We start from the raw sequence: 12,036 nt of genomic DNA on the forward strand, positions 1-12,036 counted from the left end.
AAAGAATTGAAAATGGCTGACTCGTTTTGAGTCAGCCTTTAGTTCACTATTAACAGCCCCAGCTTGCTCCGATAATGATCAATAGGATAAAGAGAACGACAATTAACGCAAACCCACCGCCGATTCCGCAGCCTCCTACTGGATATGCAGGGTATCCACAACCACAACCACCAAAACCACCATGTCCGTAAAACATGCACATTCACTCCTCGCAAAATTGTTTCTTAACACTGATACAATATGTAGTAGGTACTTGACCCGCATGTGCATTCGCCTATATTATGTTAGACAATGATAAAAATTGTAGGTGAAACGATGAAATCGATAGTGAAAAACTTTATTAACGGTATTTTAACGATTGTCCCTATTATCCTCGTGGTCTATGTCATTTACAAAACCTTTCTATTTTTAGACGGTTTATTGGGAAATACACTGAGGCCGTATTTAAAAGAGGATTACATCCCTGGCATTGGCTTACTGTCGACCCTTATTTTAATTACAATATTGGGCTGGCTATCCACAAAATATATCTCAGGAAAGATCATCAGGTTAATTGATCGGCTTCTCGATAAAATTCCAGTTGTTAAAACAATCTATTCCGTTATTAAGGACACCGTGCAATCCTTTCTTGGTGAGAAAAAATCTTTTTCTAAAGTGGCCTTAGTTGTGATTCCAGGAACCGAAATGCGCAGTCTCGGTTTTATTACTTCTGAACAATTAGAGGACTTTTATTCTCCTTTAAAAGACCATGTGGCCGTTTATATTCCACAAACCTTTCAAGTGGCCGGGTTCACGTTTTTAATTCCCAAGGAACAAGTCGAAATTATTGACGTTAAGCCCGAGGATGCGATGAAATTCATTCTTTCAGGCGGGATGACATCAACTTCTAAACAAAAGTCAAAATAGGTCATCAGCCAGTAAAATTGAAAAAAGCCGCATAGCGCGGCTTTTTATTTTGATTCGAATAGCTTTGCGAACTCTCCGTACCCTTCCTCTTCGAGTTTATCACTTGGAATAAACCGCAAAGCGGCAGAATTAATACAATACCTCAACCCAGTTGGCGCTGGTCCGTCGTTAAATACATGTCCTAAATGGGAATCGGCTTCTTTACTTCTTACTTCGGTCCGTGTCATAAAATGACTAAAGTCAGCTTTTTCAATCACTTCTTCATCTTGAATCGGTTTTGTAAAGCTCGGCCACCCACAGCCAGCATCGAATTTATCCAATGAACTAAATAACGGTTTCCCTGAAACAAGATCCACATAGATGCCCTCTCGCGTTTCGTTCCAATATTCATTTCGGAATGGTGGTTCGGTGCCATTGTTTTGCGTAACTTCATATTGAATTGGAGTTAATTCCTTTTTCAATTGGTCTTTACTTTTCATATTTCTCCCCCCAATGACTTTGAATAAAGCCCGCACGTCCCGAGCCTACATGATAGGACTCATAATGGGCCCGATTTTTCTTATAATACAGCTGATGATAGTCTTCAGCTGGATAGAAGGTCTTTGCAGGCAAAATTGGTGTAACAATCGGCTTACTAAAACGACCGCTTTCTTGTAATGCTTGTTTGGACTGTTCAGCAAGTTCTTTTTGGTTCTCATCATGATAGAAAATCGCCGTTTGATATGACTGCCCACGATCATAGAATTGCCCGCCTGGGTCGGTCGGGTCAATTTGCTGCCAAAATAACTCCAGTAATTTCTGATAAGGAAATATCTCTGGATCATACGTAATCTGGACTGCTTCAAAGTGGCCGGTTGTATCTGAGCATACTTGTTGGTATGTCGGGTTTTCAACCGTTCCCCCTGTGTAGCCAGAAATAACACTTTTAATTCCTGGCTGTTCATCAAATGGTTTCACCATACACCAAAAACAACCGCCAGCAAATGTTGCAACTTGAAATGACTTTTCCAAGGTCCCACCCCTTTAACTATATTTTCTTGATTAAAAGTATACAGAAAGATTTAGTAAAAATACAATTTCAAGGACCATAAAAAAGCTGAGCAAGTCATGGTCGATTTCGACTAACTTGTTCAGCTTTCCTTTAATAGCTTTTTCGTTGCTGTTTCATTTGTTTGTTCAAACTTTTCCATTGCTTTTTAACTTCAGCTTGGGCCCGTTTATCCGCCTTTCGTTCAATAAATGCTAATTCTTTTTGCAGTTTATTGTAGCTTGTTAACCGTTCAGCTGCTACCAATCCTTCTTCAATCGCCCTCACCACCGCACAGCCAGGCTCATTCATATGATGACAATCCCGGTAGCGGCACGAGGTGGCTAGTTCTTCTATGTCTGAAAAGGTTTCCAATAAACCGTCCGTGCTTTCCCAAAGCTGCAATTCCCTCATTCCTGGCGTATCAATCAAGACACAGCCATTGGGAAGAGGGATTAGTTCACGGTGTGTCGTAGTATGACGTCCTTTACCATCTGCCGAGCGGATATCCTGAACCACTTGTTTTTCCTCACCTAATAGGCGATTTGTTAATGTTGATTTTCCTACACCTGAGGATCCAAGCAAAGCAATTGTTTTTCCCGGCTGCAAGAATGGTTCTAATTTCTCTAAACCACTCTCCGTTTCTGCACTCACAGCAAGCACAGGAACTCCCATACTTACTGCTTCAACCTCAGCTAACTTACGATCAAGATCCTGACAAAGGTCTGCTTTACTCAAAACAATTACAGGATTTGCCCCACTTTCCCATGCTAGCAATAGATAGCGTTCAATTCTCCTTAAATTCAAATCATCATTTAATGAATTGACCAGAAACACTGTGTCGACGTTGGTGGCCACTATTTGCTCTTCTGATGTTAAGCCTGCTGACTTTCTTGAGAACTTACTATTCCGCGGCATGATGGCTAAAATCGTTCCCTTACCTTCGTTGCACCTCGGCTTTAGTGCAACCCAATCACCAACAGCTGGGTAGTCCTCTCGGTTGAGGGCATTAAAACTAAATCTCCCGGATACCTTACACAATAATTCCCCCTGCTCTGTCCAGACCCGATACATATGTTTATGTTCAAGTGCGACACGACCTAGAATTATTTCTTCATTTGTATTTAAATGATCAAAATGATGTTTTACCGTTTCAGTTAACCCCATTGCTACTAAATTCATTTATTTTCCTCCAGCGAATCATTATTTTTACATAATAAAAAACCATAGGCACACACAGCCCATGGTTTATTCACTATTGGAATAAATGTACAAAGGAACCCTAACGAGGTAGACATTGGGCTGTGCAACTAACAATATTCAACTGACTGATTGCTTTCATTGTTTCATCTAACATTGCACGTCACCCACTTTAAAATATATTTGTTTTAAGTATATGTGTAATATTTCCATTTGTAAATATAAAGAGGAAAAAAATCTCAAATTTGTGCAAAAGAAGTTAGACACCTACCTATTTAAGCTTGAATAAATTATGATGTAATCCATTAGATAGGAGTTGATAATATGTCCGAGGAAAGAACTTATCCCGATTATCTTCAAAAAGCAGCTATGTATGACTTGTTGGCTCAATTTTATAAATATTCGTTTCCAAATTTACACATGCATTACTACCTAAAGCACATCCAATATATGAATAAAGCGATGAACTTCATGAGAACAAATCCCCAACCAGTCCAAGGAGAAGCGACTATTCGCGTTCTTCATACCTCTCCTGACTCCCCAAACGTTGATATTTATATTGATGGGCACCGAGTGATAAGGGGCTTACCATTTAATAATGTAAGTAGTTACCTATCATTAAAAGCAGGAAAACATCATATTGATATTTACCCAGCGGGAAATATGGTCGACAGTGTTTTAAATAAAAAGATTACCGTTGAACCTGGAAACTCGTACACACTTGCAACCATTGACACTGTGAAGAAAATGCGTTTGTTAGTTTTTCAGAATAAACCAGCAGTCCCAGCAAATGAATCAAAAGTTCGCTTTATCAACTTATCACCAGATACCCCGCCATTAGATATTGCAGTGAAAGACAGGGATGTGGTTTTCCCAAAAGTTTCTTATAAGCAGGCTACTGATTATTTAGGATTAACACCAATGACAGTAGATTTGGAGATTAGGGAGGCAGACACAAAAAACGTACTCTTACCGATGTCCAGAGTTCAATTTTTACCAAATGAAAGCTATACGATTGTGTTCGTTGGACTTACTAACAATGAACCAGCATTCCAATTCATCAAAATTAAGGATTAAATATAGGTGCCTCTAGTATAACGAGGCACCTATTTCACTGGTACTAATATCGTAAACCTAATGTCATCCTTTTTCAGGTCAAATTTGTCCGCTTTTAGCTTAATATCACTTTTTAATTTCAATTGTTGCATATTAATATAAATCAATCGATCTTTAGGTCTGATCTCAACACCTTTTGGGATTTTATAATTATTACTAATAAAATTTAGGACATATGAAATGGGAAGGTGTAAACTCCCGATTGTCATTGATTTTTGCTTTAATACCAAATCACCATTTTCAAGGGCATTCGGTTTAAACGTTAATTTCATATTTAATTCTTCACTAAAAAACGGTAAAGTACCATACAGTTCTACATCATCCCCCAGAACGACTTGATAGTCAATCGATCCCAAAGCCTCTTCTTTAAGATAATGATTAATTAACTGATTTAAATCATTCTTGTTGGATTTAACATGAAAGGAAACATGTTCACCCACCAGCCCCTTCGATTTGCTGGTTTCCGGGCCTTCCGATGGGAACATCATCAGGGACAAAATAATAATAGCGAACAAAAGGTTGATTCCCAGCAAGATGAGGAATCCAATTTTCCATTTGTTTTTCATCTAATTCTCCTCTGTATTAACCATATATGGGGGCTTATCCAATCCAGGTAATACTTGTTCTTCTAAGGTCTCATTCAACCTTTGTGCAATCAACTCATAGCCTTTGTCATTTGGATGGAAATTATCAGTAAATAAAAGGTCTTCTGTTGCATTTAAAAACATATCTTCAATTGGAACAAAATAGGCATTTGGATAATTGGCAATGACCAATTGCCCCGTTTTATTCCAGTCAGCTACAATCTCATCCAACTCTTTTATTTCTGAAAACCACTTAGAAAATGGATTGTACAATCCCACTAAAACCACCTGTGCATGGGGATTCTCCTGATGAATAAGGTCCAAAATTTGCGTTAAATGATTATAATAGGATTCTTTTTCAGCAGTAAACTTAGATAGTTGAAGGTTTGCAATATTATCCTTGACTACTTTCATGATATCGTTTCCGCCAATTGTTAAGATAACCAAATCTGCCTTTTTAAGCGCACCTTTCAGTTCTGATGTTTTCAATCTTTTTAACAGTTGAGTTGTTCGATTGCCTTTCACACCATAATTATAGAAATTAACTTCCTTGATTCCCTTTTCTTTTTCAAGCATCGTTTCTAAATATGGCAAGTAGCCGCCTTTGTTAGTACTATCGCCTACCCCTTGGGTAAGTGAATCGCCCGCAGCTAAGACAGTTAATTTACGGGGAACAAAATCAGCGGGAACTTGTGCAAAGGCTTGTGCAGCAGTTTTCTTTTCAGAATGTAGTGTCAACTGGTCAACTGGATTACATGAACATAGGAATAATACCGAGAGAATTAGAAGGGGGAACAACTTTTTCATCTTCATTTCACCTACCTTCTAAATTATTTTTATTATAGCACGGCTTTAATCATTCAAAACAATATGTACTATATCCTATTCCTGCCAAAAAAAATAGACCCGTCCAAAGGTCTATTGTAATGTTTTCATATCCTCAATTATTTCATCAAATGGAACATCCTTGTACCCATCATAGGATTTTCGAATATGTCCTTTCTGGTCTACTAAATAAAGGGAAGTCCCATGGATGACCTGATTTCCCTCTTGAGGCTTTTTAACCAGTGCTTTATAATTTTTCAAAGCAAAGTTTTCAATATATGCCTGTGAGTACCCTGTAAGGAAGGTCCAATTATTAAAATCGACTTGAAATTGCTCAGCATACCGTGTCATTACTTCCGGCGTATCTACCGTTGGATCGACACTGAATGAAACAAATTCAATATTCTTCAACCCTTCATCTTTAACCATTTTTTGTAATTTTGTCAGATTCGCTGTCATCGGTGGACAGACATCTGCACAGCTGGTGAAAATAAAGTCTGATATCCATACTTTTCCCTTTAAATCCTTTAAACCAAAGGATTTATTGTCTTGATTAGTAGCTGTAAACTCCTTTACAGGCCAATCGACTGCGTTTTCTATTTCTTTTTGTCCACATGCCGTCATGATCAAAGTAAATAGAACCACGATAATTAATAAAAACCTTGCTTTCATACGATCACCTGCAACCTTTATTCTATTCCATTTCGTGATTAGTTTAACAAAGAATTTAAAAAGAAGAAAGGATTTGGTTTGTTAATCAATTACACCGGTTCGTTCTATTGTATTTTTGACGTGCACATCAAATGTTACATCCTTATATACCCTGTCCCACTCTTCCTTTGTGATTGTTTTTCCTCTGAGATGTGCTTCATATTCATTTCCAAGTCCAACGGGATCAATTCCTAATTCCTTAAAACGAAGCAGTAATTCTTCAACCTTCTTTTTCATCTGTTGGTCAAACTTTTTTTGAAGAAATTTTACGGAAGCAGGTTTACCTAAATCCAAGGCTTGAGTCATTTCTAATACCCTTGAATCCAATTTAACATCTACTCGAAAGTGGAGTTTTTTTTTATTGACTAACTTAATTTTAGTCTTACTCCGAATATTATCAACAGTAACATAGATTTTACTAAATATAGGTTTCCTGGTGTAATTTTCATTTTTTAGGATAAGTTTTTCTAATTGTTCCGGCTTGAATCCCATTTCTTTTGTTCCGGCTTTATATTTATCCACTAATATTTTTAAATAAAAAAGATCACCTTGCTTTAATTCATCCACTAAACGGTCTTCTTGAAAAAGGCCGACCCCAGAAATAATCACATCTTTTCCCTTAACTTTTAGGATAGGCAGCACAGGGTCCCTGCCAATATCATAATAATTATGGTTAAACTCATGCAGTGTTGGAGAAATAACTTGTTCGCCCTCAACATTTTGTTTGATTAAATTGTACATATATGTCCCTAGGTTTAAATTCCCTTTATTTCTATTTTCAATTTGCATAATTTCTGAAGCCGTTTGATCAGCTATTGTTAAATAGACCATATTTCCAATTGCGGCATCTCGATTTAACGTGTCCACCAGTTGAATAATACCTTTTTTTGCCAGTTCTCGACTATAGGTAACCGAACGAAGTTGTCCTGAAACAAGCTTCTGATTGGATTGAAGATTTTCTTGTTGTCTTAAACCTTTGGTTGTTTTAGCATAAGATGTAATTACTTTCGTTGCCGCTCGCGTCATCGGATCAAATTTCTGAACAACCGCAGTTCCTTTAATTTTATTTTTTCCTGCTAAATCATAACCTGAGGTCGTAATTAATCCCAATTTTTCAAGTGGCTTTTGCTGTATACAACCAGCACAGAGAATCATCGTCATCAAACATATTGTCCAAAGAATTAGATTGCATTTAGGAAGCTTCTGCACTTGATTTCTTCCTCCTTAGGAACCATTTTTTCATCAATACCAGCATTGAAAGGAGTACAGGATAACAGAAGGCAGATAAAAATCCGAGTTGCGCAACAAAATCAGACAATTCATTCATTTGATACCTTGCTTTAATAAAAAACGAGCCACCCCATACGAGGATACCGATAATCCAAATCCCCTTTTTTTGTTTCCAATTAATAATTCGATTAAACCCCTTAGATGCCGCCCACAAATAGGCGCACATGTTTGGCAAGATGACTAACATCCAAAAAGATACGGCAATAAATTCAAACCGTTCTAAGTTTGGTAACCTAACAATTTTAAACATTGATAAAACAGGCCAAATAGTCCGAGCCAACCCGTTTTCAGCGAAGAAAGTAATGCACACCATTGTCACAGCCGTGAAAAATACCGTTGTATATAAGTTCGCTATTTGTGTGTACATAAATATCTTTTTTTTATCTTTTACATATGGATATAGGAACATAAGTAGTTCAAAGCCCATAAGTGATAAAGAGGTTTTATAGACCCCATAAATAATGTGCTTCAGATCTGTGTTTAAAAGAGGCAGCAAATTTTTAGGATCAGCATACTGCATTGGTACAACTAGAATAAAAACCATCCAAAGAGTCCCTAAGACAGACATAAAAGCTACACCGACAATGATACGAATGCCGCCATTCACGGCATAAATGGTTAGGAGGATCAGAGCAAGCGATATTTGCCATGTGGGCATTTCGGGAAAAATCCACACTTGGATAATTTCAATATAATTCATCAAGATCACAAAAAAACTTATGGTCATATACATCATATAAAAAACATTCAATGCATTCCCAAGCCATTTTCCAAACACATCTACTTGAATCCCATATAAATCTGCACTTTCATATTTTTTAAGCATGAGAACTATCATCGCTAAGACAAAAGCCGAAAATAATCCTCCGAGAAAAACAGAGATCCACGCATCGTGTTTTGCTGCTATATAGACAATTCTAGGTAATCCAACAATTCCTACGCCTGTTTGTACAGAGTGTATAAAAAACATGACCAGGAATGCATTAACCAATAATCCTTCTTTTGGCTGCACATTTATTTTCATCCTGACCGCTCCTATTCATCTACATCCTTTTTTTCAACACCTTTATGTTTAGGAAAAAGCTGTTTGTCCACAGGACGGTTTGTTAACGGCCTGTAGGATAAATATTGAGTCGGAAATTTGATAATACTGTACCCTAAGTCCTTCCACCTAAAGGGATATATAGGGGTAAGGTATGGCCTCCCAATGGTGGTTAATCTTAATAGGTGAACTAGAATAAAACAAAACGAAAACATAATCCCAATCCCCCCCCAAAAACCAGCTAAAATTATGATTGGAAATCGAACCATCCGAATGGCAGTACCCATTAAATAGCTAGGTGATGTAAAAGACCCAAGGGCACTAAGTGCAATAATGATAATTAAGATATTACTTGTAAATCCTGCTTGTACCGCTGCCTGTCCGATGACGATACCGCCAACAATACCCATTGTTTGACCTACTTTAGTAGGGAGTCTTGCGCCCGCCTCCCTTAAAAGTTCGATGACAAATTCTAAGAGAAGGGCTTCGAGGACTGGTGGAAATGGAACATTTGCCCTTGATTGACCAAGAGAAATGAGCAGTGCTGATGGAATAACCTCATAATGATAGGTCAAAACAGCCACATAAGCTGGAGTCAATAAGACTGAAAGAAAAATTGAAATAATCCGCAGCATCCGTAAGAAAAAGCCCATATTCCAACGCATATAGACATCTTCGGTTGATTCAAAGAAACTAAGGAAGGGTGTTGGACCATAAATAGCCGACGGGGACCGGTCCATTAATACTGCCACTCGCCCCCTCATCAAGGAAAGAGTGACCCGGTCTGGCAGTTCGGTTGACATAATTTGCGGGAAAATCGTCCAGCTATTATCCTCGATTAACTGCCCTAAGACCGTCGTATCCGGTATGTAATCATATTCTAAATCCGTAACCCTCTGCCGAAAGGTATTCACATTTTCTTCATCTGCGATATCCTTAACATAGACAAGTTTTCCAGGGGTCTTAACCCTTTTTCCAATTGTGATATCTTCCATACACAATTGTGGATCTTTTAAATTACTCCTAATAATATTTAAATTACCAATTAGAGATTCGGTAAAAGAAATCTTTGGCCCATAAACAAGTGACTCGGTTTCTGCCTTTTCAAGGGATCTTTCCACAGTTGAACCGACATTGGCAAGTATCCCATAAGGTTCACCATCGATATAAATGTACGATTTTCCTTCTATTAAGGAGGAAACAACTTCTTTTAATTGATTAGCAACCGAAAGTTCAGCAATCGGGAGAATCTGTGCAAGACTTTCCGTTGTCCATTCATTTTGTGTACTTTGCTGGACAGGTGACAAAAGAAATTCATCAAAGCTTGTTTTATCAATGAGGCTGCTTAAAAAGCAATAGACAATTTTCTTCCCATTTTTATTTATGGTTCGAAAATTCAGATCTGAACAATCGCCTATCGCTGTTTCCAATTCTTTCTTAAGATCATCCACATTTAAACTATGCGGTTTCTTATCCTCTGATCGTTTATTTTCCGATTTCCGCTTAAACATAAGCAACACCTTAACCATTCAATTTTTTTTATCTTTACCAGAACAACTAATATTATCCAAAAGAAAAAACAGAAGGGTGTCAGGCACCATGCGAAAAAATTCACATGGTGCCTGACACCCTTCGTTTGATAAATTTATTCAAAATAATACATTAAAGCGATTGTACCAGGCCCAGTATGGGTACTAATGGTAGGTCCTGTATAATCAATTGAAAGATCCTGATAGCCTGTTAATTCTGAGATTGCTGCTTTTAGTTTAGAAGATAGTTCAATCGCTTCGGCATGAACAATACCTGCACCAAGAATGGTTTTCTCTTTCACATCTTCCGTAAATTGTTTAGCCAAGTATTTAACCACCTGCGAATGACTTCGAACCTTGGCAACGGGGTTGTATTCAGCCCCTTCAAGGGAGGCAATCGGCTTGATATTTAATAACGAGCCAATAAATGCCTTCCCTTTTCCAATTCGGCCGCCCTTCACCATGTTTTCAAGTGTATCGACCATAATATAAAGTTTAGTATTTTCACGTATCTTGTCTAGGCGTGATAGAATTTCCTCCATACTCTTTCCCTGCTTCGCCATTTCCGCTGCTTCCTTAACCTGGAACTGGAGCGCCAACGAAATAAACTTCGAGTCAACAACGGTGACTTTAGTTTTTGTCATCTGTGCAGCGCTTTCAGCTGAACGAACGGTACCGCTCATTTTGCCTGTCATGTGGATCGATAAAACCTCATATCCTTCATCTCCGAGCCGGTCGTACACTTCAAGGAAGGTTCCAGCCGACGGCTGCGAACTTTTAGGTAATTCGTTAGATTGGTTCATCACTTGAATATATTCAGCCACATCTATGTCTACTCTATCTAAGTATGATTCTCCATTTATAGTTACGGACAATGGTACTACTACAATACCATGTTTTTCGGCTATATCTAATGGCATGTCCATTGTTGAATCGGTTACAATTTTAATTTTTCTCAAAAAAGTCACTTCCCTACCAGTACTGCTTTGTATTATACAGTTAAGTGCAGTGGAAAGGAATAACATACATCACTTTTGATGATTTTTTAAAATTAGGCTGTGTTAAACTTGTCTGTTGATTTCCGTTCCAGGCACTTCGCTTTCCGCGGGCGTGCCGGGGAGCCTCCTCGTCGCTTTGCTCCTGCGGGGTCTCCCCTGCCCCGTACTCCCGCAGGAGTCTTCGCGCCTTCCACTCCAATCAACAGAGTGCTAAAATCAACATTAACCTTTAACACAGCCTAAAATTAAAAAGCACCGCTGGGGGAATCCCTGCGATGCTCTGAATGCATTAAGCGTTATTCTTTAATTCTCCTATTTTAAACAAGCGTTCATAATCAGGCCATTTCATGATCTTTTTCAAATAATCTTTAAAGGAATAGCATTTTTTCAAGCTTTTTTCCTCATAGAGCGACGTAACATACGTCTGTAAACGGACTTGGATCATAAATTTATAAGCGCTATCTTCCTCCAATACAGGAATTTCAATAATTTTAACCTTCTGTCCAATATCATTTTTGAACTCTAGGCTCTTGAATAACAAAATATCAATCCTCTTTTTCACCCGTTTGTGTATATTATACACCCAATGTGGTTCGAAATGTGTCTTATTCTGCTTGGAATGAGAAATATTTATGAATTATTTACTAGTCATTAGTTATTACCCAATAATCAAAACAGGTCAATATGATGGGCTGGTTTTCTCATCAAGGTTGGTTAAAATAGAAGACTTTCATGAAAACCGTAACTACTTTAAATTTCAGTCCTGGATGAAAGAACTGAACAAATGCTAAAAAATTGCCCGCATTCC

15 protein-coding genes are annotated in these 12,036 nt (G+C 37.9%); 2 read left to right on the forward strand and 13 right to left on the reverse strand.

The window, feature by feature from the left end; genetic code table 11:
* Positions 1-49: 49 nt before the first annotated feature.
* Positions 50-124, reverse strand: coding sequence for a YjcZ family sporulation protein (locus tag M3610_RS28490; protein WP_142332963.1), 75 nt, complete (start codon positions 122-124; stop codon positions 50-52).
* 191 nt (positions 125-315) lie between these two features.
* Here M3610_RS28490 and M3610_RS04355 point away from each other — a divergent pair, with 191 nt between their 5' ends.
* Positions 316-906 carry a DUF502 domain-containing protein gene (locus M3610_RS04355; protein WP_098571969.1) on the forward strand — a complete coding sequence of 197 codons (591 nt, stop codon included), beginning with the start codon at positions 316-318 and terminating at the stop codon, positions 904-906.
* A gap of 44 nt (positions 907-950) precedes the next feature.
* Here M3610_RS04355 and msrB read toward each other — a convergent pair whose 3' ends face one another.
* The 3 genes from msrB to rsgA form a co-directional block, all read right to left on the reverse strand.
* Positions 951-1,385 carry a peptide-methionine (R)-S-oxide reductase MsrB gene (gene msrB / locus M3610_RS04360; protein ID WP_098571968.1) on the reverse strand — a complete coding sequence of 145 codons (435 nt, stop codon included), beginning with the start codon at positions 1,383-1,385 and terminating at the stop codon, positions 951-953.
* Positions 1,375-1,866: a peptide-methionine (S)-S-oxide reductase MsrA gene (msrA, locus tag M3610_RS04365; RefSeq protein ID WP_373561656.1), complete on the reverse strand. Its 492-nt coding sequence runs from the start codon at positions 1,864-1,866 to the stop codon at positions 1,375-1,377. Before msrA ends, msrB begins: the two co-directional genes overlap by 11 nt.
* 181 nt (positions 1,867-2,047) lie before the next feature.
* Positions 2,048-3,115: a ribosome small subunit-dependent GTPase A gene (gene rsgA / locus M3610_RS04370; RefSeq protein ID WP_251456821.1), complete on the reverse strand. Its 1,068-nt coding sequence runs from the start codon at positions 3,113-3,115 to the stop codon at positions 2,048-2,050.
* 342 nt (positions 3,116-3,457) lie between these two features.
* Between rsgA and M3610_RS04375 the strand changes: the two genes are divergently transcribed.
* Entirely contained in the window at positions 3,458-4,210 is a 753-nt protein-coding gene (locus tag M3610_RS04375) for a DUF4397 domain-containing protein (RefSeq protein WP_098571965.1), read from the forward strand.
* Positions 4,211-4,239: 29 nt separating this feature from the next.
* Here the strand turns inward: M3610_RS04375 and M3610_RS04380 are convergent, their stop codons facing one another.
* The 9 genes from M3610_RS04380 to M3610_RS04420 form a co-directional block, all read right to left on the reverse strand.
* Positions 4,240-4,815 (reverse strand): YpmS family protein, encoded by a 576-nt coding sequence (locus M3610_RS04380; protein WP_098571964.1) that lies wholly within the window; start codon positions 4,813-4,815, stop codon positions 4,240-4,242.
* Complete coding sequence (locus M3610_RS04385) at positions 4,816-5,646, reverse strand: SGNH/GDSL hydrolase family protein (protein ID WP_251456823.1); 831 nt, start codon at positions 5,644-5,646, stop codon at positions 4,816-4,818.
* 105 nt (positions 5,647-5,751) lie between these two features.
* Positions 5,752-6,330 carry an SCO family protein gene (locus tag M3610_RS04390; protein WP_251456825.1) on the reverse strand — a complete coding sequence of 193 codons (579 nt, stop codon included), beginning with the start codon at positions 6,328-6,330 and terminating at the stop codon, positions 5,752-5,754.
* Between the two features lie 81 nt (positions 6,331-6,411).
* On the reverse strand, positions 6,412-7,578 hold the full coding sequence (locus M3610_RS04395; RefSeq protein WP_251456827.1) for a Ger(x)C family spore germination protein: 1,167 nt from the start codon (positions 7,576-7,578) through the stop codon (positions 6,412-6,414).
* Complete coding sequence (locus M3610_RS04400; RefSeq protein ID WP_251456829.1) at positions 7,562-8,683, reverse strand: GerAB/ArcD/ProY family transporter; 1,122 nt, start codon at positions 8,681-8,683, stop codon at positions 7,562-7,564. Before M3610_RS04400 ends, M3610_RS04395 begins: the two co-directional genes overlap by 17 nt.
* 11 nt (positions 8,684-8,694) lie before the next feature.
* Positions 8,695-10,212, reverse strand: a complete 1,518-nt coding sequence (locus tag M3610_RS04405; protein WP_251456830.1) for a spore germination protein — start codon at positions 10,210-10,212, stop codon at positions 8,695-8,697.
* A gap of 134 nt (positions 10,213-10,346) precedes the next feature.
* Complete coding sequence (locus tag M3610_RS04410; protein ID WP_251456832.1) at positions 10,347-11,189, reverse strand: DegV family protein; 843 nt, start codon at positions 11,187-11,189, stop codon at positions 10,347-10,349.
* 92 nt (positions 11,190-11,281) lie between these two features.
* The gene (locus M3610_RS04415) at positions 11,282-11,464 is read right to left on the reverse strand and encodes a hypothetical protein (RefSeq protein WP_251456834.1); all 183 of its coding nucleotides are present in this window, start codon (positions 11,462-11,464) and stop codon (positions 11,282-11,284) included.
* Between the two features lie 53 nt (positions 11,465-11,517).
* Entirely contained in the window at positions 11,518-11,769 is a 252-nt protein-coding gene (locus M3610_RS04420) for a DUF2535 family protein (protein ID WP_098571958.1), read from the reverse strand.
* Between the last annotated feature and the right edge of the window lie 267 nt (positions 11,770-12,036).

This window comes from Neobacillus sp. MER 74, from assembly GCF_023714155.1.

Coding starts and splice junctions, on each gene's coding strand:
- M3610_RS04375 (WP_098571965.1), top strand. CDS start 3,458: ATGTCCGAGGAAAGAACTTATCCCGATTATCTTCAAAAAGCAGCTATG.
- M3610_RS04405 (WP_251456830.1), bottom strand. CDS start 10,212: ATGTTTAAGCGGAAATCGGAAAATAAACGATCAGAGGATAAGAAACCG.
- M3610_RS04390 (WP_251456825.1), bottom strand. CDS start 6,330: ATGAAAGCAAGGTTTTTATTAATTATCGTGGTTCTATTTACTTTGATC.
- M3610_RS04400 (WP_251456829.1), bottom strand. CDS start 8,683: ATGAAAATAAATGTGCAGCCAAAAGAAGGATTATTGGTTAATGCATTC.
- M3610_RS04380 (WP_098571964.1), bottom strand. CDS start 4,815: ATGAAAAACAAATGGAAAATTGGATTCCTCATCTTGCTGGGAATCAAC.
- rsgA (WP_251456821.1), bottom strand. CDS start 3,115: ATGAATTTAGTAGCAATGGGGTTAACTGAAACGGTAAAACATCATTTT.
- M3610_RS04385 (WP_251456823.1), bottom strand. CDS start 5,646: ATGAAGATGAAAAAGTTGTTCCCCCTTCTAATTCTCTCGGTATTATTC.
- msrB (WP_098571968.1), bottom strand. CDS start 1,385: ATGAAAAGTAAAGACCAATTGAAAAAGGAATTAACTCCAATTCAATAT.
- M3610_RS04355 (WP_098571969.1), top strand. CDS start 316: ATGAAATCGATAGTGAAAAACTTTATTAACGGTATTTTAACGATTGTC.
- msrA (WP_373561656.1), bottom strand. CDS start 1,866: ATGGTGAAACCATTTGATGAACAGCCAGGAATTAAAAGTGTTATTTCT.